Source organism: Frisingicoccus sp., from assembly GCF_048388605.1.
Lineage (GTDB): Bacteria > Bacillota > Clostridia > Lachnospirales > Lachnospiraceae > Frisingicoccus.
On sequence record NZ_DBGCTU010000025.1, the window covers coordinates 1 to 17,580 of the forward strand.

Annotated in this window: 18 protein-coding genes; 13 read left to right on the plus strand and 5 right to left on the minus strand. The window is 46.1% G+C overall.

Annotated elements, in window-relative coordinates:
- The first annotated feature begins 154 nt into the window (after window positions 1-154).
- From ACMN7X_RS05225 to ACMN7X_RS05260, 8 genes are read left to right on the plus strand one after another with little or no spacing between them, the layout of a single operon-like run.
- A complete protein-coding gene (locus tag ACMN7X_RS05225; protein ID WP_418746437.1) occupies window positions 155-1,021 on the plus strand; it encodes a branched-chain amino acid ABC transporter permease in 867 nt (288 codons plus the stop codon).
- Between the two features lie 13 nt (window positions 1,022-1,034).
- Window positions 1,035-2,015: a branched-chain amino acid ABC transporter permease gene (locus ACMN7X_RS05230; RefSeq protein ID WP_418746438.1), complete on the plus strand. Its 981-nt coding sequence runs from the start codon at window positions 1,035-1,037 to the stop codon at window positions 2,013-2,015.
- Window positions 2,008-2,817 carry an ABC transporter ATP-binding protein gene (locus ACMN7X_RS05235; protein WP_418746439.1) on the plus strand — a complete coding sequence of 270 codons (810 nt, stop codon included), beginning with the start codon at window positions 2,008-2,010 and terminating at the stop codon, window positions 2,815-2,817. Before ACMN7X_RS05230 ends, ACMN7X_RS05235 begins: the two co-directional genes overlap by 8 nt.
- Window positions 2,810-3,520, plus strand: coding sequence for an ABC transporter ATP-binding protein (locus tag ACMN7X_RS05240; RefSeq protein ID WP_418746440.1), 711 nt, complete (start codon window positions 2,810-2,812; stop codon window positions 3,518-3,520). The genes ACMN7X_RS05235 and ACMN7X_RS05240 overlap by 8 nt, the downstream gene beginning before the upstream one ends.
- Window positions 3,521-3,540: 20 nt before the next feature.
- Window positions 3,541-4,647 (plus strand): iron-containing alcohol dehydrogenase family protein, encoded by a 1,107-nt coding sequence (locus ACMN7X_RS05245; RefSeq protein WP_418746441.1) that lies wholly within the window; start codon window positions 3,541-3,543, stop codon window positions 4,645-4,647.
- Between the two features lie 51 nt (window positions 4,648-4,698).
- On the plus strand, window positions 4,699-5,592 hold the full coding sequence (locus ACMN7X_RS05250) for a ribokinase (protein ID WP_418746442.1): 894 nt from the start codon (window positions 4,699-4,701) through the stop codon (window positions 5,590-5,592).
- 11 nt (window positions 5,593-5,603) lie between these two features.
- Window positions 5,604-6,992 carry a lactate racemase domain-containing protein gene (locus tag ACMN7X_RS05255; protein WP_418746443.1) on the plus strand — a complete coding sequence of 463 codons (1,389 nt, stop codon included), beginning with the start codon at window positions 5,604-5,606 and terminating at the stop codon, window positions 6,990-6,992.
- A complete protein-coding gene (locus ACMN7X_RS05260; protein WP_418746444.1) occupies window positions 6,989-7,900 on the plus strand; it encodes an AEC family transporter in 912 nt (303 codons plus the stop codon). Before ACMN7X_RS05255 ends, ACMN7X_RS05260 begins: the two co-directional genes overlap by 4 nt.
- A gap of 92 nt (window positions 7,901-7,992) precedes the next feature.
- Here ACMN7X_RS05260 and ACMN7X_RS05265 read toward each other — a convergent pair whose 3' ends face one another.
- The 5 genes from ACMN7X_RS05265 to ACMN7X_RS05285 form a co-directional block, all read right to left on the minus strand.
- Entirely contained in the window at window positions 7,993-9,915 is a 1,923-nt protein-coding gene (locus ACMN7X_RS05265) for a diguanylate cyclase (RefSeq protein ID WP_418746445.1), read from the minus strand.
- A gap of 213 nt (window positions 9,916-10,128) precedes the next feature.
- Window positions 10,129-10,752, minus strand: coding sequence for a manganese catalase family protein (locus tag ACMN7X_RS05270; RefSeq protein ID WP_418746446.1), 624 nt, complete (start codon window positions 10,750-10,752; stop codon window positions 10,129-10,131).
- Window positions 10,716-11,027: a spore coat protein CotJB gene (locus ACMN7X_RS05275; RefSeq protein ID WP_418746447.1), complete on the minus strand. Its 312-nt coding sequence runs from the start codon at window positions 11,025-11,027 to the stop codon at window positions 10,716-10,718. Before ACMN7X_RS05275 ends, ACMN7X_RS05270 begins: the two co-directional genes overlap by 37 nt.
- Complete coding sequence (locus ACMN7X_RS05280) at window positions 11,024-11,248, minus strand: spore coat associated protein CotJA (RefSeq protein WP_418746448.1); 225 nt, start codon at window positions 11,246-11,248, stop codon at window positions 11,024-11,026. Before ACMN7X_RS05280 ends, ACMN7X_RS05275 begins: the two co-directional genes overlap by 4 nt.
- A gap of 69 nt (window positions 11,249-11,317) precedes the next feature.
- Window positions 11,318-12,202, minus strand: coding sequence for a diacylglycerol/lipid kinase family protein (locus ACMN7X_RS05285; RefSeq protein ID WP_418746449.1), 885 nt, complete (start codon window positions 12,200-12,202; stop codon window positions 11,318-11,320).
- 177 nt (window positions 12,203-12,379) lie between these two features.
- Between ACMN7X_RS05285 and ACMN7X_RS05290 the strand changes: the two genes are divergently transcribed.
- The 5 genes from ACMN7X_RS05290 (at window position 12,380) to ACMN7X_RS05310 (ending at window position 17,458) form a co-directional block, all read left to right on the plus strand.
- Complete coding sequence (locus ACMN7X_RS05290; RefSeq protein ID WP_418746450.1) at window positions 12,380-13,699, plus strand: aspartate kinase; 1,320 nt, start codon at window positions 12,380-12,382, stop codon at window positions 13,697-13,699.
- A 139-nt stretch (window positions 13,700-13,838) separates the two neighbouring features.
- Window positions 13,839-14,717, plus strand: a complete 879-nt coding sequence (locus ACMN7X_RS05295; protein ID WP_418746451.1) for an amino acid ABC transporter substrate-binding protein — start codon at window positions 13,839-13,841, stop codon at window positions 14,715-14,717.
- A 177-nt stretch (window positions 14,718-14,894) separates the two neighbouring features.
- Window positions 14,895-15,545 (plus strand): amino acid ABC transporter permease, encoded by a 651-nt coding sequence (locus ACMN7X_RS05300; RefSeq protein WP_418746452.1) that lies wholly within the window; start codon window positions 14,895-14,897, stop codon window positions 15,543-15,545.
- Window positions 15,546-15,556: 11 nt separating this feature from the next.
- The gene (locus tag ACMN7X_RS05305; RefSeq protein ID WP_418746453.1) at window positions 15,557-16,315 is read left to right on the plus strand and encodes an amino acid ABC transporter ATP-binding protein; all 759 of its coding nucleotides are present in this window, start codon (window positions 15,557-15,559) and stop codon (window positions 16,313-16,315) included.
- Window positions 16,316-16,447: 132 nt separating this feature from the next.
- Window positions 16,448-17,458: an SPFH domain-containing protein gene (locus tag ACMN7X_RS05310; protein WP_418746454.1), complete on the plus strand. Its 1,011-nt coding sequence runs from the start codon at window positions 16,448-16,450 to the stop codon at window positions 17,456-17,458.
- Window positions 17,459-17,580 lie beyond the last annotated feature (122 nt).

Here is a 17,580-nt window from a genome sequence, read left to right on the forward strand (position 1 = left end):
CTGAGAAATAGAGATACCCTGAAGAATATGCAAGTGTTGTAATGCACGCATTTCTGCAGGGTATCTCTATTTCTCTTTTTAATGGGTAGAAATCGGCATTAGCCGATTTCCCCTTTTCATCAAAGAGTGGACTTGCGGGTTAGGAGGTCGTTATATGATTGGAATTTTGATACAGCTTATTGTCAGCGGTATCGCCATGGGATTTATTTATGCGCTGGTCGGCATTGAATACACATTGATCTGGAATGCTTCCGGTGTATTGAATTTTAGTCATGATAAATTGATTACTCTTGGAGCATATATTTTCGGCGGAACTTATATTCTCGGTTTGGGTATGGGATATGGGCCGGGAATTATATTGAGCCTGATTACGGTTGCGTTGATCGGCCTGGTGATTGCAAGGGCCATATTTATTCCGCTTCGGAATATGACAATGATTTATACAATTATGGCGACAGTCATGTTGGGGAAAATTATTATTGAATTTGTCCGTTTGTTTTGGGGACCGGTTCCATTTTCTGTTCCGGGATTTTTGATAGGAACGGTGAAGATCGGCAGCGTTGTTATTTCGATAGCTAATATTGCTATCATCATTGTGGCGGCGCTTTGTGTCGGTGCACTTCAGTTATTTTTATACAAAACAAAACCGGGAAAGGCCATGCGCTGCGTTGCTCAGAACCGGAATGCTTCCCAGTTGATGGGTATTGATGTAAAACATGTAATGATGATCACAGTGGCTATCAGTATGATGATCTGCTGTCTGATCGGTTTGCTTGTTTCTCCGCTGCTGAATATCAGTACAACTATGTCAAATATGATCGGCCTTAAAGGTTTTGCAGCCGGTGTTATCGGCGGCTTCGGCTATCTGCCGGGGGCAATTATCGGCGGCCTGGTTATCGGCATTATTGAGAATCTCGCGTCAATGGTGCTTCCGTCGGTTTATAAAGATATTGTGGCTTTTGTTTTACTCGTCGCTTTCCTGTTGATCCGTCCGAAGGGCATTACAGGGAAGACACGATAGAAAGGAGTAAAGCATGCAGAAAATTCAAAATAAGAGAATCATTTGGATTGCAGCGGCATTTATCATTTTGGCCTGTGTGCCGCTGGCCGTTAAAAATAATTATTATATCACTTTATTAAATCAGCTGACGATTAATATGATTGTTGTTTTTGGCTTGAATTTTGTTACCGGTCTGACAGGCCAGATGAACCTGGGTACGGCGGGTATTTATGCGATCGGCGCATATATTTCAGCCATTTTATCCAGAAACTTTGGTATTTCGCCGTGGCTGACCATGATGATAGCGATCGGCGCAGGCTTTTTGATCGGCCGGGGTCTTGGATATCCGAGCTTGAAACTGAGAGGACCGTATCTTTCACTGACAACGCTGGCCTTTACGGAAATCGTTCGTATTTTCGCAACCAATCTGACGGAAATTACAGGAGGTACGCAGGGACTTAAAGATATTCCGCGCTTTTCCGTCGGACCGATCGCCCTGGATAACAATGTCAAGTATTTTTACTTTATGCTCATCGTTGCCATTATTATGTGTCTGATTTCCGCGCGGATCGTTTATTCCAAATGGGGCCGGGAATTCCGGGCGATCCGGGATAATGTGGACGCTATCGAATCTCTTGGGCTGGATGTAAAGAAAATCAAGATACGGGCGTTTACGCTGGCGGCCATGTACGGCACCTTTGCCGGGGCTTTGTATGTGCATTTTAATAATTATATCACCAGTCTTTCATTTACAACGGATTTGTCCATCAACTATGTTATTATGCTGATGGTCGGCGGAATCGGAGATATTTTTGGAAATATTATCGGTGCCGTGGTCATTACAATGCTGCCGGAGGTACTGCGGTTTTTGGGCGATTACTATCAGATCACCTATTGTATTCTTGTCCTGCTCAGCGCCCTGTTCCTGCCGAATGGACTGATATCCATTTACGGCAAGGTGGTAAGGCTGTTTAAAAAGAAGGCAGCGGTGAAAGGCGGTGAGGACTGTGAGTAATGAACAGATTATATTGGAGGCAAAGCATCTGACAAAGCGTTACTTCGGGCTGGTGGCAGTTAACGATCTGAATTTCCAGGTAAAAAAGGGACGTATCCATGCACTGATTGGCCCGAACGGCGCGGGAAAGACGACAACAGTTAATATGATCACCGGCGATGATCCGCAGACAGAGGGGGAAGTTTTGTTCTGCGGTCAGCCGATCTCCAAAATGCCGATTTATGCCAGAGCCCAGTTGGGGATCGGGCGGACGTTTCAAAATATCAAGTTATTTTCCACAATGACAGTCATGGAAAACCTGATGATCGGCGCACAGAGTAAAACCAACCAGAATATTTTGTCCTGGCTCATAAATTTCAAAAAGGCCAATAATGAGGAAAAGGCATTAAAAGAGAAGGCAGAAGAAATATTAAATTTTATCGGGATGTATAAATATAAAGATGAGGCCGTAAATAATCTGGCCTATGGACGTCAGAAGATGACCGAATTGGGACGTACACTGATGACAGATCCGAAGCTCATCCTTCTGGATGAGCCCGCAGCCGGTCTGAACCCGTCGGAGCGCAAAGAGTTTATTGACATTATTCAGAAGGTTTATGAGAAAAATGTGGATATGTTCCTGATTGAGCATAACATGGATGTGGTTATGAACCTGAGTCATGATATTACCGTTTTAAACTTTGGATGCAAGATCGCGGAGGGCAGTCCGAAAGAAATCCAGCAGAATGAAGAGGTTATCACGGCATATCTGGGTGAAGGATACCGTCAGAAAATGGCAAAGGAGGCTGGAACGAATGCTTAAAGTAAATCATATTGATGCTTATTATGGTAAAGTCCAGGCCCTCCACGATGTGAGCCTGGAGGTTGGCGGGGATGAGATCATTTCTCTGATCGGCGCCAACGGGGCGGGAAAAAGCACGTTGATGAAAACCATTATGGGGCTGATCCGGCCGAAGCATGGAAATGTTGAATTTCAGGGTGAGGATATGACGAAAATCCGGAATACGAAAATCGTATCGAAGGGAATCGTCTATGTGCCTGAAGGCCGGGAGGTTTTTCCGGAAATGTCGGTTCGGGACAATCTGGAAATGGGCGCTTACTGCCGAAAATATTCCCAAAAAGAAATGAATGATCATTTGGAAGAGATGTATGCCATCTTCCCGAAGCTGGGTGAGCGTCAGAAACAGCTGGCCGGTTCTTTGAGCGGCGGTGAGCAGCAGATGCTTGCAATCTGCAGGGGCTTAATGAGTGACCCGAAACTGATCATGTTTGACGAACCGTCTTTGGGATTGGCGCCTGTTATTGTGGAAGATATGTTCCGTGTTATTGTGGACATCAATAAGACAAAGAAGATTCCGATATTGCTGGTAGAGCAGAATGCCTTCATGGCGCTGAGCATTTCAAACCGGTCTTATGTTATGGAAAACGGTCGGATCACGCTCAGCGGCCCGAGTAAGGAATTATTGGAAAGCGACGAAGTCAAGAAATCTTATCTTGGCGGATGATGAATGTTGGGGGGATTAGAATGATGGATTTAAGTATCAATGAAACGATAAAATATAATAAGTCAGGCCCGGCAAGATATTGCTGCCGCACGAATGTCTGGGATGAAATTGAAAAATTGCTGACGCCTTACGGCAAAAAAACGATCGTCAGCGGAGGGACCCGTTCGAGAGCATCCATTCAGGACAAGCTGTTCCCGGCCCTTGAAGCAGCCGGTATCGAATACATAGTAAATGCATTTATCGGCGAGAGTAGCATGAATAATGTAGAAAAACTGGTGGCTATGTGCCGGGAATATGAACCGGATTTTATCATTGGCACCGGTGGCGGAAAATCGTTGGACACGGCAAAATATGCAGCGGAGATTTATGGAGTTCCGATCATAACGATTCCGACGATCGCGGCGACCTGCGCATCGGCCAGCAATCAGATCATCGTTTATTCGGATGAGGGAGAATATCTGGAAAATGTTTATCCGAAAACAAATCCGCCGTTGGTGATCGTTGATCCGGAGGTAATCTTGAAAGCGCCGAAAAAATATTTGATCTCGGGCATTTATGATTCCCTGGCAAAGTGGTATGAGGGCAGCGCGTCTCTGCCGGGTTCGGACAATGCGGACACTTTCGACTATATGGCGCTGGCAGTGGCAAAAATGTTGAAAGAAAACCAGTTTAAGGATGCCCGCGCGGCTTTGGATGCGATGGATAAAGGGGAATTGACAAAGGAATTTATCAATGTCGTCAACCTGAATATTTATACCGCAGCCCTGGTTCAGGCCCTGGGAATTAAAGCAGTCCGCAACGGCATTGCCCATTCGACCCAGAATGGATTGACAAAACTTCCGGGCGGCCATCATATCACCCATGGAGAAAAGGTGGCCTACGGTATTGCCGTTCAGTTGATGGTACTGAATGCTCCGGAGGAAGAAAAAGAAGAATTGAAGAATCTTTATACATCCATGGGACTTGTGGCTACCTTTGGCGGTCTGAATCTGGAGTTTACGGATGAAAATATTCATACAGTGGCCTTAAAAGCTGTATCCGATGTCTTGATGCGGACAAAACCTTTTGATAATATTACAGAAGAGATGATGTGTCAGGCAATCCGGGAGGTGGAGACTGCTTTTTAGCGGTAAGGCCGGACGGTTATTCAGACAGGAATATATAAGTGGGGTGTAACGATGAAGATATTGAATTTTGGCTCAATAAACATTGATAATGTGTACCATGTGGATGATTTTGTAAAGCCGGGCGAGACAAAAAAATCGCTGAGTTTTCAGGTGTTTCCGGGGGGAAAGGGTCTGAATCAGTCGGTGGCTCTGGCACGGGCGGGAGCCGCCGTGTATCATGCCGGAAAGATCGGGCCGGACGGTCAATGGCTGGCGGATTTGATGAAGACTTCCGGCGTGGATACGGCTTTGGTGGAAAAGGCAAAGTGCGATACGGGGAAAGCGATCATACAGGTAAGCGATACCGGGCAAAATGCGATCATACTCTATGAAGGTGCGAATCAGGAGATGGACAGAAAATATATTGAACGTGTGCTGGATCAATTTTGTGCGGGAGATATACTGGTGCTTCAAAATGAGATTAATCTTGTACCTGAAATGATTGAATTGGCCCGGCAGCGGGGATTGAAAATCGCTCTGAACCCGTCTCCGGCCAATGAAGTGATCCATCAGTGTGATCTGAGTAAAATTCAATGGTTACTGTTAAATGAAGTTGAAGGCGAGTGGATGACGGGCAAAAAGGAGCCGGAAGAAATATGTCGGGAATTGCTGAAAGCTTATCCGAATATGGAAGTGGTGCTGACTCTCGGAAGTCAGGGCGTTTTGTACCAGTCCGCGGAAAAGAAATGTTTTCAGAAGGCATTTAAAGTAGACGCTGTGGATACCACCGGGGCAGGAGACACATTTACCGGGTATTTCCTCAGGTGCGTTTCGGAGGGGGAGACTCCGGAAAAGGCTTTGAGGCTGGCTTCAAAGGCCGCGTCCATCGCCGTGTCCAGGGCAGGAGCTGCCGTTTCCATTCCTTATTGGAGTGAAGTTGTTCGGGAAGAAGAGCCGGGCAGATAAGCTGCCAATAGATGCGGACGGTAAGTCGTGCCCTGAAAAAGGGGATGACGGATATTTCAGAGAATTATTTAAATTGCGGCAGCCGGGAGATGACACAGTTGTTGTCAGATGTCCGACTGCCACAGTTTTATAGAGTAAAACAAAAATTTGACGGGTCACATATGACGGATGAAATGATCGTATCTGTTTTAAAAGGAGAACTGAGGGAAGTTCTGATCATCAGAAAGCGGGCGGGAAATCCGGGACTTTGCGGAATGCGGATCGCCGTCACGGCGGGAAGCCGGGGCGTCGCGAATATCGCGCTGATTCTCAAAACAATTGTTTCATTTTTAAAAGAAAACGGCGCTGTTCCGTTTATTATTCCGGCCATGGGAAGTCATGGGGGAGCGACCGCCGAAGGTCAGAAAAATCTTCTGGCAGGCTATGGCATTACGGAGAAAAGCATGGGATGCCCGATTGAGTCATCGATGGATGTGAAAAAGATCGGAAATACGGCGGATGGACGGGATGTTTTTATTGACCGGCTGGCCGCCGAAGCGGACGGCATCATTGTGGTGGGGAGGATAAAGCCCCATACGGCTTTCCGGGGGCCTTATCAGAGCGGCCTTATGAAGATGATGGCCATCGGACTGGGCAAGCAATACGGGGCTTCGGTATGTCATGCGGAGGGTTTTCAGCGGATGGGTTATAATGTCCGGACCTTCGGAAGCGCTGTTATTAAACATGCCAATATTTTATGCGGCGTAGGCATTGTGGAAAATGCCTTTGATGAGACAAGAAAGATCAGGGTGCTGCCGAAGGAAGATATTGAACGTGTGGAGCCGGAATTATTAAAAGAAGCCGAACAGCATATGCCGCAGATTTTATGGCCGTCCTGCGATGTCCTTATTGTGGATGAGATCGGCAAAAATTTCAGCGGCGACGGTATGGATCCGAATGTGACGGGGTCTTTTGCGACGCCCTATGCCGACGGCGGTATTCGGGCGGAGCGCATATGTCTGCTGGATCTGTCGCCGGAAACCCATGGCAACGGCATGGGAACGGGGATGGCCAGTGTGATCACCAGGCGTATTTTTGATCAGCTTGACGTAAATACAATGTACATTAATGCGATGACCTGTAAAAATCTCAATGGTTCCAGGATTCCCTGTGTGATGATAAACGATAAAGAAGCCATCCAATTTTGTTTAAAGACGTGTGTTCAGGCAGACCGGCGCCGTCCGAAGATCCTGCGGATATGCAACAGCCAGTTTGTTGAATATCTTTGGGTTTCGGAAGCATTGATTGAGGAATTGCCGGAGACAGCGGAAATTATTTCAGGGCCGTCCCCTCTGCCTTTTGATGCGGAGGGCAATCTGACGGACCGGCTGCCGAGGCAGAGAGGCCAGAGATTTCAATGATCCTATCGACCGTATTGGGTAAAATTATTTCTATATTTATAATAATGATTGTCGGAATCCTTTGTTGGAGATCCGGCATTATAGACGATGCTTCCAAGGAAAAATTTTCGCGGCTGAGTACTCAGATTGTCAGCCCGATGGTTATTTTTATGTCGTTTCAGATAGATTACGACCGGAAATTACTGATACACATGGGAATTCTTTTCGGGATGGCTGTCGTATTTTTTCTGATGGCCATTGCGGTGGGACGGATATTTCTTCGGGAAAAAGCCGGATATGACATCGCGGTGGAGCGTTTTGCCGTAACCTACGCCAACTTTGGCTACATGGGCCTTCCGCTGGCTGAGGCGCTTCTCGGCAATACGGGCGTGATTTATATGGCGGTTTTTATTGCCGTTTATAATCTGTTTGTATGGAGTCATGGCATTATGCTTTTGGACGGCAAAGGATTTCAGGTGAAAAAGCTCATCAATCCGAGTATGGCCGCGCTGGTTTTGGGCTTATTGTGCCTTATATTTCAAATAAAGATCCCGGAAAGCCCGGCCTTTGCCATGAATTCGATCGCGGCGATGAATACGCCGCTGGCTATGATCCTTTCCGGGGCGATTGTCGCACAGATTCATTTCGGGAAAATATTCCGGGATGGCCGGCTGTTTTGGGTCGTACTTTTGAGGCAAATCGTGTCGGCCGGGATATTTTGCGGAATATTGCGATTTATTCCGATCGAGGCGCCAATGAAGGTGATTGCGGCGGTGGTGGCGGCCTGTCCGGTAGCCTCGATGACAATCACATTATCGATTATTTATCACAGGGACAGTTATTATGCGACGGAGATTTTTACAGTGTCAACACTTTTATGTATTGTGACGCTTCCGTTGTGCCTGTTTATTGCGGGCGCAAGCCTATAAAGAAAAACGCTGTATCGCAGCTTTTTATGGCGCGATGCAGCATTTTTCTTTTTTTGATGGGATGCGGTGCTTTTACGGTCTATTTATAGGTATCATACAGTGTCTTTGCAGTCTTTTTTTCGCCGCCGTTTGTTTTCATACATCCGTTTATCTGCCTCAATGATCAGTTCCGAATAGGTCATATCGGCTTTCGTCAGACTATAGCCGAGTGAAAAACTGAGTCGGACAAAGGTCTTATCATCGATTTGGGCAGTACCCCAGTCCTGGATTCCCTCAAGGGCATGAATCGCATTGAGAAGCTCTTCTTCACTGTCATATTGATATAAAAACAGAATGAATTCATCGCCGCCCTGCCTGGCGGCAATGCTGGATTTTGGGCCGAAGTTATGAATCATTCTGGCGATATTTTTAAGGTAAATATCCCCTTTTTCATGGCCATAGGTGTCGTTGACAGCTTTTAGCCCGTCGGCATCAATCAGGACAAAGGCGCTGAAGCCGAGTTTCTCAGGTTCTTTAAATAAAGAAGCAAGCTTATTATCCAGTCCTCTTCGGTTGTACAGCCCGGTCAGCAGATCGGCGTCTCTCTCAAATTCAAGAGCTCTGCGCCGAATGATTTCACTTGTTACATTGATAGCGACACCGAATATTTTATTGTTTTCATCGAGTTCTTCAAGTCTTACATATTGCTCGGCTTGTTCGCTGAGCCGGTATATGCCGGGTTCGTTTGGCACCGGATTCCGGCGGATATTGTCAATAAATGATTTAAATAAATTATAATCCGAGGCCAATCGTTCGGCTTCATCTGCATCGATTCCGAGAATCATAGGAATATATTCGGTGAATCGAACTTTGTTCATATGCGGATTGTATTCATATACGCCGATATATCTGTTTGCTTTGCTGAGAACATAGGACATTTTTTTGTTATTGTCCAGAAGACTTTTTATCATCATATTGAGATAGGTACTTAACTCTGAAAATTCGAGGCTGCTTTGAATGTCAATGCTTTCATCAAGATTTCCGTCAGAAATCGAGCGAAGCTTTTGGTTGACTTCCTGGATTCTTTCTACAACGTATCGATTTATATAACTGGTTGCCGCATGTGACAGAATTAATGCAATGAGTGCGAGACAGGCGGCAAGCAAAAAGGATATTGTAGGAATCTGCTGATAAAGTGCACTGTTCAGCACAATGCGGCCAAGATAGATATTGTCAGCCTTTTTAAATACGCAGTAAGTTTTATTCCCATCGATGGTGGCGGGAAAGCCGTGTGTGTTTGTTTGAATGTTGTCGATGGTCAAACCGATTTCATTGATATTTCTTCCGATATATTTTGCAAGGGTGGCTCCGATAATTTCCCCTGTTTCGGCATCAATTGCGCAGTAACCTGCCTCAGGGCTTACAGCAAACAGAGAAAAAATATGGGAAAGCTCATTTTTTTCCGTGATTTTCATAACATTGACCGGTTCCATGCCCACCTGGACAATAAAATCACCGGTCCGGCTCCAAAGCGCGGAATACTGCATCAGTTTCCCCTCTGCCGTGTTGGGAGTGATATCCTGGACAAGCTGCAGGGTTTTATCTTCCAGAAGGGGTTTAAAGAAACGCATCTGCTCGCCGGAATCAAAGGTATAATTGAAATATTCCGGGTGAGTTCCGGCAAAAATCCGGCCTGTATTGTCAAAAATATGGATTTCGTCAACTTCCGTAATTTCCGCTATGCGTTTCAGTTCCTCGGTATCATATACAATATCCGGCTCGTTTTCAATAATGCGTGAGATAGTCTCAGCATTATGAATACATGTCTGTGAGTATTCCTGCTGGGCGTCCGCCAGTTCTTTTTGATTTTCCGCTAATATCTGTTCAATCTGCGAAAAGGTTTTTACGGCTGTCTCATAAGCGCGGTTCTGCTCGATCATAACCAGAATGAATGTGACCATAATCAGTATAACTGCTACCGAAAACAATGTGATCAACTGCATATACTTGCGGATGGTTGTTTTAAGAGTATTCATTCGTACCTGCCTTTCACGAAGCGGGCAAAAGACGGCGAGCCGCTCGCCCGCAAGGCGATGGCTATTGTTTCAGTTATTCATAGCATACCAAGAAATGATTTTTTTTACAATAGAAAATATTGTTTTGCAGCTTGAAAGACGATACATCAAAATCAGGAAACCGCTGCTCCGCGGCCTGTCAAAAGGCTGCGAAGCAGCGGTGCTTTTATCCGGTTATTTTGCGCATGGCGGGCAGGTAGTCGGTGCATCGAAGGATGGGTTAAATGCGTAGAAGTTTTTGGAATCCAGCTGTTCCTGCAAAATACGGAGTGTTTCACCGAAACGCTGGAAGTGTACGATTTCACGGGCGCGGAGGAATCGGATCGGGTCGGCAACTTCCGGGTCTTTTACAAGCCGCAGGATGTTTTCGTAAGTTGACCGGGCCTTTTGCTCGGCGGCCATATCTTCAAACAGATCGGTGATCGGGTCGCCTTTGGACTGGAATTCGCAGGCATTAAACGGAATACCGGCTGCAGCCTGCGGCCAGATGCCGACAGTGTGGTCAACATAATATTTATCAAAACCATATTTTTTGATTTCTTCCATAGATAAATTCCGTGTAAGCTGAGTTACGATGGTGCCGACCATTTCCAGGTGAGCCAGTTCTTCTGTACCTATATCGGTGAGCATACCCATGGCCTGGCGGTTTGGCATGGCAAAACGCTGCGAAAGATAGCGCATGGATGCGCTGAGTTCGCCGTCGGGGCCGCCGTACTGGCTGAGTATCACCTGGGCAATCTGGGCGTTTGGCTGTGTGATATTTATCGGATATTGCAGTCGTTTCTCATAGTTCCACATGAGCAGTTACCTCCTTCCCAAGGCCATTGTTGATGAATCCACTCCCAGGAGTTGCTGGCAGCATCGTTGGCGGTGTCAATGGTTAAAGGCCCGAAACGGCGGGCATATTCTTTTAAAGCCGCATTTCGGCGTTCGCTGTGCTCATGGAAATAGGCCAGAGCTTCCTGATTTGCAGGATGGGAATCCAGGAACAGGAGAATATCGTCCACGGCAAAACTGACCTGATTAATATATTCAATTAATTGAGACTGGGAAAACTGACATAAATTTCTCATCGCGCACACCTCTTTCCACAAAATGGTTTATGAAGTTCAGGGAAAATGGTGCCGACTTCCAGAGCATGACTTAAGTCAAATGTTGTCTGAAAGGTCTGCATAGGCACGTAGGCCATAGCGATGGGATAGGTGCTGATATTTTCACAGGCCGGTGCTGCCGGCGTCGGCATAGGCCGGGTTACGGGCTGGCAGCACGGAGCCATATTTTGTCGGTAATTCATAAAAGCTCCTTTCGGAGAATCACTTATTTTACTATCAGTGTATGAAAACCGAGAAGAAATGTGAGAATATTAAATAATAATCTGAAGGGCGTTGTGTATATTCTGGATGTGAATTTCTTTGCTGCCCTGTGCGTATTCGCCGTCCAATGTCCACGGAACTTCGGTTTCCGGATAAATATCCAGAGAGTTCGCCTGGAAAAATGTAATGACATCCGGGTCGTAGGCCTGGGTGTTGATGGAAACGACAATTTTTGTCAGATCAAGCAGGGTTTTTGGCATTTTAATGAGCATGACTTCAAAAAGACCGTCATTAAAATCCACCAGTTCTTTATTCAGGCGGATCATACCGCCGACGGATGTGGAATTGCAGACAGCCCCCCAGATATAATTATCTTCCATAACAGCATCACCGTGGATGATTTTCATATGGCACGGTTCGATGGTTGAAAGATCCTTGACCCCTTCCAAAAGATAAGCGAGGTGTCCGAGACGGTTTTTGAGCGATTGGGGCGTATTATAGGAAGCTTCAGTAAAAGCTCCGAAAGACGCCACATAGGAAAAATAAAGCTGGTTAAAGCTGCCGATGTCAATCTTTCGCGGTGAACCGGTCATAATTTGACGGGCAATATCGACAGAACTGCCCGTCAGCCCGATGCTCCGGGCAAAATCATTGGTGCTTCCGGACGGAATATAACCCACAGGGGGATGCCCTTCAATAGGAACAAGGGTGGATACCATGCCGTTAAAGGTGCCGTCTCCGCCGCAGCAAACAACTAAATCGTAAGGCACGTTCTCATTTATGGATTCTTTGATTGTTTCCGAGATATATTTGGTAACATTTAATGTCAATTCATAATCTGCCTCACAGAAAATCTGGCAGACTTCCAGAAGGCTGTCTTTGATCTTTATGGTGCCGGAACTTGGATTGACAATAAAAAGTAAGCGTTTTTTCATGATGATAACCTCCTTCGGGCTTTTAAAATATCCGGTTGTCCAGATGCCTGAGATATAGATATTATATATTATTTTGCGTGCGGTGGCTACTATAAGTTTTGTAATAAAACGTTGACAAATGGGGATTCTGTTATATAATTTTAAAAAGCAGGAGAATATTATTTGGAGGCTATTCAGATGAAGAAGGTTGTAAAGTTCGGCGGCAGTTCTCTGGCCAGCGCCGAACAGTTTAAAAAGGTGGGTAATATTATCAAAAGCGACCCGGACAGAAAGTATGTGATCCCTTCGGCGCCGGGGAAGCGTTTTGCAAAAGATATTAAGGTGACCGATATGCTTTACCGCTGTTATGAGGCGGCTGTGGCAGGAGAGCCGTTTGGGGAACTCCTGGAGCAGATCAAAGCGAGGTATAATGAAATTATTCAGGGGTTGGCCCTTGATTTATCGCTGGAAGAAGAGTTTAAGACGATTGAAACGGCCTTTAAAAATAAAGAAGGCATTGACTACGCAGCCTCCAGAGGAGAATATTTAAACGGCCTTATTATGGCTGAATATCTGGGATATGAGTTTATTGACCCGGTGAATTTTATTTTTTTCCGTAAGGATGGGGCTTTGGACCAGGAAAAAACTTACAGTTCTCTGGGAGAGAAACTGAAAAAAACTGAGCGGGCGGTCATCCCGGGATTTTACGGCTGCAGCGCAGATGGGAAGGTTCAGACCTTTTCCCGCGGCGGTTCCGATGTCACCGGCTCTATTGTGGCTAAGGCCGTGCTGGCGGATATTTATGAGAATTGGACCGATGTTTCCGGCGTGCTTGTGGCAGACCCGCGGATCATCGAGAATCCGAAGCCGATTCATACGGTAACTTATAAGGAATTGCGGGAACTTTCCTATATGGGAGCCAGCGTTCTTCATGAAGATGCTATTTTCCCGGTACGTTCGGAGGGGATTCCGATCAATATCCGGAATACAAATGCGCCGCAGGATGCGGGAACCTTTATTGTTGAAAGCACCTGTGTAAAACCGGATTATACGATTACCGGCATCGCAGGAAAGAAAGGTTTTGTTTCGATCACAATTGAAAAAGATATGATGAACGCTGAGGTCGGCTTTGGACGCCGGGTTCTCGAGGCGTTTGAAAAGGAAGGCGTTTCCTTTGAACATATGCCGTCCGGCATTGACACCTTGACTGTCTTTGTGCATCAGGATGAGTTCCAGGAGAAGGAGCAGGCGGTTCTTGCAAGCCTGCATCGCGCGGTACATCCGGATTCCATAGAGATGGAGGGCGACTTAGCCCTGATCGCTGTTGTTGGACGGGGTATGAAGGCGACTCGAGGTACAGCGGGAAGAATTTTCTCTGCTCTGGCTCATGCCAATGTTAATGTCAAGATGATCGACCAGGGCTCCAGCGAGCTGAATATTATTATCGGTGTTCAGGATAAGGATTTTGAAGCTGCGATTAAAGCAATTTACGATATTTTTGTGACTATTCGTCTTTAAATTTGTTTTATGGGAAAATGTGGAAAGATGTCGCCGGAAGGCGGCATTTTTCTTGACATAAATACGCTTTTATGCTACTATGATAAAGCGTTACACGAATAATAGAGTGATTAACACAAGAATTCAGGAGGAAAGAATCATGAAAAAGAATATGGCATTAGTTATGGCCGCAGCGCTGGCAGCTTCTTGTCTGGCAACGGGGTGCGGCAATAAAGCGGCAGAAACAAAAGCAGATACAACGGCAGAGACAACCGCTGAAACCGGTGCAGAGAGCAAGGAAGACGGCGAGACTGCCGCAGCAGCCGGCGAGCGGACAACTCTTACGGTTGGTTTTGACGCAAGCTTCCCGCCATACGGATATCAGGAAAACGGCGAGTATGTTGGATTTGATTTGGATCTGGCCCAGGAGGTTTGCGAGCGAAACGGATGGGAGCTTGTAAAAACACCGATTGACTGGGATGCAAAGGATATGGAATTAAATTCCGGCGCGATTGACTGTATTTGGAACGGCTTTACGATGAATGGCCGTGAAGATGCTTACACATGGAGTGAGCCGTACATTGATAATACCCAGGTGTTTGCCGTAAAGAAAGACGGCGGCATTACATCGGCGGCGGATCTGGCCGGAAAAACAGTTTTAGTTCAGGCAGATTCCTCGGCACTGGCTGCATTGACGGATGAAGAAAATGAAGAAATCAAGGCGCTGGCAGATTCCTTTGCGGAACTTCGCGAAGTGCCGGATTATGAAACCGCGCTCCTGGAGCTTGAAGCCGGTTCGGCAGACGCTGTAGCCATGGATGAGGGCGTTGCAAGAGATAAACAGAACAAAAATGATAATATTACGATTCTGGATGAAGAGATCTCCAAAGAACAGTATGGTATCGGCTTCAAACTTGGAAATGAAGAATTGCGTGACCAGGTATGGGCTACGCTGCTTGAGATGGAAGCCGATGGAACGGTGGATACCATCGCTGATAAATACTCCGTAAATAAAGACAACATCTGTATCAGCAAATAAGACGAAAAACATCAGGGGAGCGACCAATATCGCTCCCCTTTATTGTGAGCACTTAGCGAGGTGTTTTCGAGCTTAGTGCGAATGTACTCCTCGAATCTTAGCGAAGTAAAACTGAGCTCAGTTGAGAGGAGTTACCCCTGTGAGTACAGCGGGGGACTTTACGGAGGAGGTCAATAGATGGCGGTAACAGATATTATAAAACAATTATCCGGCGGTATGGGCGTGACCCTTGAAATATTTTTTGTCACGCTGATCACATCGCTGATTTTAGGGCTGGGACTGGCATTGGTTCGAATGTCCAGATTCAGGATTCTTTCTATTCTTGCGAAAATATACATATCCATTATGCGGGGAACGCCGCTGATGCTTCAGCTTTTAGTTGTTTATTTCGGACCGTATTTTATTTTCGGTATCCCGATCACCAGTTCCTATCGTTTAAATGCGGTATTGATTGGTTTTGCCCTGAATTATGCAGCCTATTTTGCGGAAATTTACCGCGGAGGGATCGCGGCGGTGCCGGACGGACAGTATGAAGCTGCAAAACTGCTTGGCTACAGCAAAAGTCAGACATTTATCCATATCGTGATGCCTCAGGTCATCAAACGGATCATTCCGGCGGTAGCCAATGAAACGATTACTCTTGTCAAGGATACATCGCTGGCATTTACGTTGGCTGTGGCCGAAGTGTTTACATTGACAAAGCAGCTGGTGGCGGCCCAGTCTTCGGTCGTTCCTTTTATCGTTGCCGGCGTATTTTATTACATTTTTAACCTGGTTGTCGCCATGTTCTTCGATTATCTGGAAAAGAAGCTGAGCTATTATCGTTAGGAGGGTGAGAGATGAATTTACTTGAGATGAAGCATATTAAAAAGAGCTTCGATGGATTGGAAGTTCTGAAGGATATCTCCCTGACGGTAAATGAAGGGCAGGTATTGAGTATTATCGGGCCGTCCGGCTCGGGAAAATCCACGCTGCTCCGCTGCGCCACCATGCTGGAGAATATAGACGATGGGGATATTATTTATTTGGGAGAAGCTGCGGCGAAAAGCGAGGGCGGCAAAGCGTCCTACGCCAAGGCAGCGGATTTAAAACGGATTCATGGATATTACGGGTTGGTTTTTCAGAATTTCAATCTGTTTCCTCATTATTCTGTCATAAAGAATATCACGGATGCACCGCTGCGGGTGCAGCATCGGAACAGGGAAGAGGTATTTGAGGAAGCGAAGGAGCTGCTTCGGAAAATGGGATTGGAGGATAAGGCAAATGCCTATCCGTATCAGTTGTCCGGCGGGCAGCAGCAGCGTGTGTCTATCGCGCGGGCGTTGGCTATGAATCCAAAGATTTTATTTTTTGATGAGCCGACATCGGCCTTGGACCCGGAGCTGACCGGTGAGATTTTAAAAATCATTAAAAATCTGGCGGCGGAAAAAATGACGATGGTTATTGTTACCCATGAGATGAATTTCGCAAAAAATGTGTCGGATTATGTTATTTTTATGGACAAGGGCGTTATTGTTGAGGAAGGTTCGCCGGAACGGGTTTTCAATTCGGAAAACCAGCGTATGAAGGAATTCCTTGGCAAGCTTAATGCGGAATAAAAAATCGATGTGAGAGCTGTATCAGAGGTAAATAGATAGATTTGCTGATGGTACAGCTTTTTTGTTGACATCCAAAGAAAAAAGAGATATGATATTGATATCAAAATGATATCAATTCAGGGAGGAAATATTATGAAGACGGAGAATGGAAATATTGAAGAAAAGCTTCTTCATCCAATGAACGGCGGGGTGATGCTCATTGTTGATCTGATTTTGCTGGCGGCCTTTGGATTTTTGTTTGCCTTTGGTATTCGCCAGTCGGTATATGGACATATCGGTTTAGCCGTTGCTATGATCATAGTATCGTGTGTCGGCGTTGTCGCGGTGTGCATTTGCTTTGGAGGTTTGAAGACGGTGCGGCCGAATGAGGCGTTGGTATTGACCTTGTTTGGCGGTTATTATGGGACGATCCGAAAACCGGGATTTTATTTTGTAAACCCTTTCAGTGCATCCAACAGTCCCCTTTATGATAAAGCCCAGAGTGCGGCGATCAAGGCGGCCAAGGCGAAAACAAGCGAGTTGGAGATCGTTACTACGCCGGGAAGAAAACGGGTATCCTTAAAGAGCAATACGCTGAAAAATGAAAAGCAGAAGGTCAATGACGGCATGGGCAATCCGATCGTTATCGGAACAAATGTTATCTGGCGGGTGGAAGATCCGACAAAGGCAGTTTTTAATGTGGAGGATTATATGGAATTTATCTCCATACAGACAGATTCCACGGTGCGTAATGTGGCCCGTCTTTATCCTTATGATGTGATTGATGAGGAAAATGATGAGAGTGAAAAGACACTTCGCGGCAGCGTTCAGGAGATAGCGGACCGGATGGAAACGGCATTGCAGGAGCGTGTCAATGTGGCCGGCATCGTGATTGAGGATGTGAAGATCACAAATCTGGCCTATTCGGAGGAAATTGCAGCGGCCATGCTTCAGCGCCAGCAGGCAACGGCCATCATTGCGGCCCGTCAGAAGATTGTGGACGGCGCCGTCGGAATGGTGAAGATGGCGATCGATAAGCTTGGCGATGAAGAGATCGTACTTTTGGATGAAGAAAGAAAAGCGGCGATGGTCAGCAATCTTCTCGTTGTTCTCTGTTCCGGAAAAGATACCCAGCCTATTGTAAACAGCGGAAGTATATATTAAACTTTAACTTACAGGGAGGGAGGCGGAGCCATGGATAAAATTCATTTGGATGAAAATTTAAATGAAAAAGAAGAAAAGCTTCGGGCACGTCTGGAAAAAATAAATTCCCTTGAAAAAGAAAT

Excerpts from the sequence above, each read along its gene's own strand:
- ACMN7X_RS05225 (WP_418746437.1), top strand. The coding sequence starts at position 155 with ATGATTGGAATTTTGATACAGCTTATTGTCAGCGGTATCGCCATGGGA.
- ACMN7X_RS05230 (WP_418746438.1), top strand. The coding sequence starts at position 1,035 with ATGCAGAAAATTCAAAATAAGAGAATCATTTGGATTGCAGCGGCATTT.
- ACMN7X_RS05240 (WP_418746440.1), top strand. The coding sequence starts at position 2,810 with ATGCTTAAAGTAAATCATATTGATGCTTATTATGGTAAAGTCCAGGCC.
- ACMN7X_RS05245 (WP_418746441.1), top strand. The coding sequence starts at position 3,541 with ATGATGGATTTAAGTATCAATGAAACGATAAAATATAATAAGTCAGGC.
- ACMN7X_RS05250 (WP_418746442.1), top strand. The coding sequence starts at position 4,699 with ATGAAGATATTGAATTTTGGCTCAATAAACATTGATAATGTGTACCAT.
- ACMN7X_RS05255 (WP_418746443.1), top strand. The coding sequence starts at position 5,604 with ATGCGGACGGTAAGTCGTGCCCTGAAAAAGGGGATGACGGATATTTCA.
- ACMN7X_RS05260 (WP_418746444.1), top strand. The coding sequence starts at position 6,989 with ATGATCCTATCGACCGTATTGGGTAAAATTATTTCTATATTTATAATA.
- ACMN7X_RS05265 (WP_418746445.1), bottom strand. The coding sequence starts at position 9,915 with ATGAATACTCTTAAAACAACCATCCGCAAGTATATGCAGTTGATCACA.
- ACMN7X_RS05270 (WP_418746446.1), bottom strand. The coding sequence starts at position 10,752 with ATGTGGAACTATGAGAAACGACTGCAATATCCGATAAATATCACACAG.
- ACMN7X_RS05275 (WP_418746447.1), bottom strand. The coding sequence starts at position 11,027 with ATGAGAAATTTATGTCAGTTTTCCCAGTCTCAATTAATTGAATATATT.
- ACMN7X_RS05280 (WP_418746448.1), bottom strand. The coding sequence starts at position 11,248 with ATGAATTACCGACAAAATATGGCTCCGTGCTGCCAGCCCGTAACCCGG.
- ACMN7X_RS05285 (WP_418746449.1), bottom strand. The coding sequence starts at position 12,202 with ATGAAAAAACGCTTACTTTTTATTGTCAATCCAAGTTCCGGCACCATA.
- ACMN7X_RS05290 (WP_418746450.1), top strand. The coding sequence starts at position 12,380 with ATGAAGAAGGTTGTAAAGTTCGGCGGCAGTTCTCTGGCCAGCGCCGAA.
- ACMN7X_RS05295 (WP_418746451.1), top strand. The coding sequence starts at position 13,839 with ATGAAAAAGAATATGGCATTAGTTATGGCCGCAGCGCTGGCAGCTTCT.
- ACMN7X_RS05300 (WP_418746452.1), top strand. The coding sequence starts at position 14,895 with ATGGCGGTAACAGATATTATAAAACAATTATCCGGCGGTATGGGCGTG.
- ACMN7X_RS05305 (WP_418746453.1), top strand. The coding sequence starts at position 15,557 with ATGAATTTACTTGAGATGAAGCATATTAAAAAGAGCTTCGATGGATTG.
- ACMN7X_RS05310 (WP_418746454.1), top strand. The coding sequence starts at position 16,448 with ATGAAGACGGAGAATGGAAATATTGAAGAAAAGCTTCTTCATCCAATG.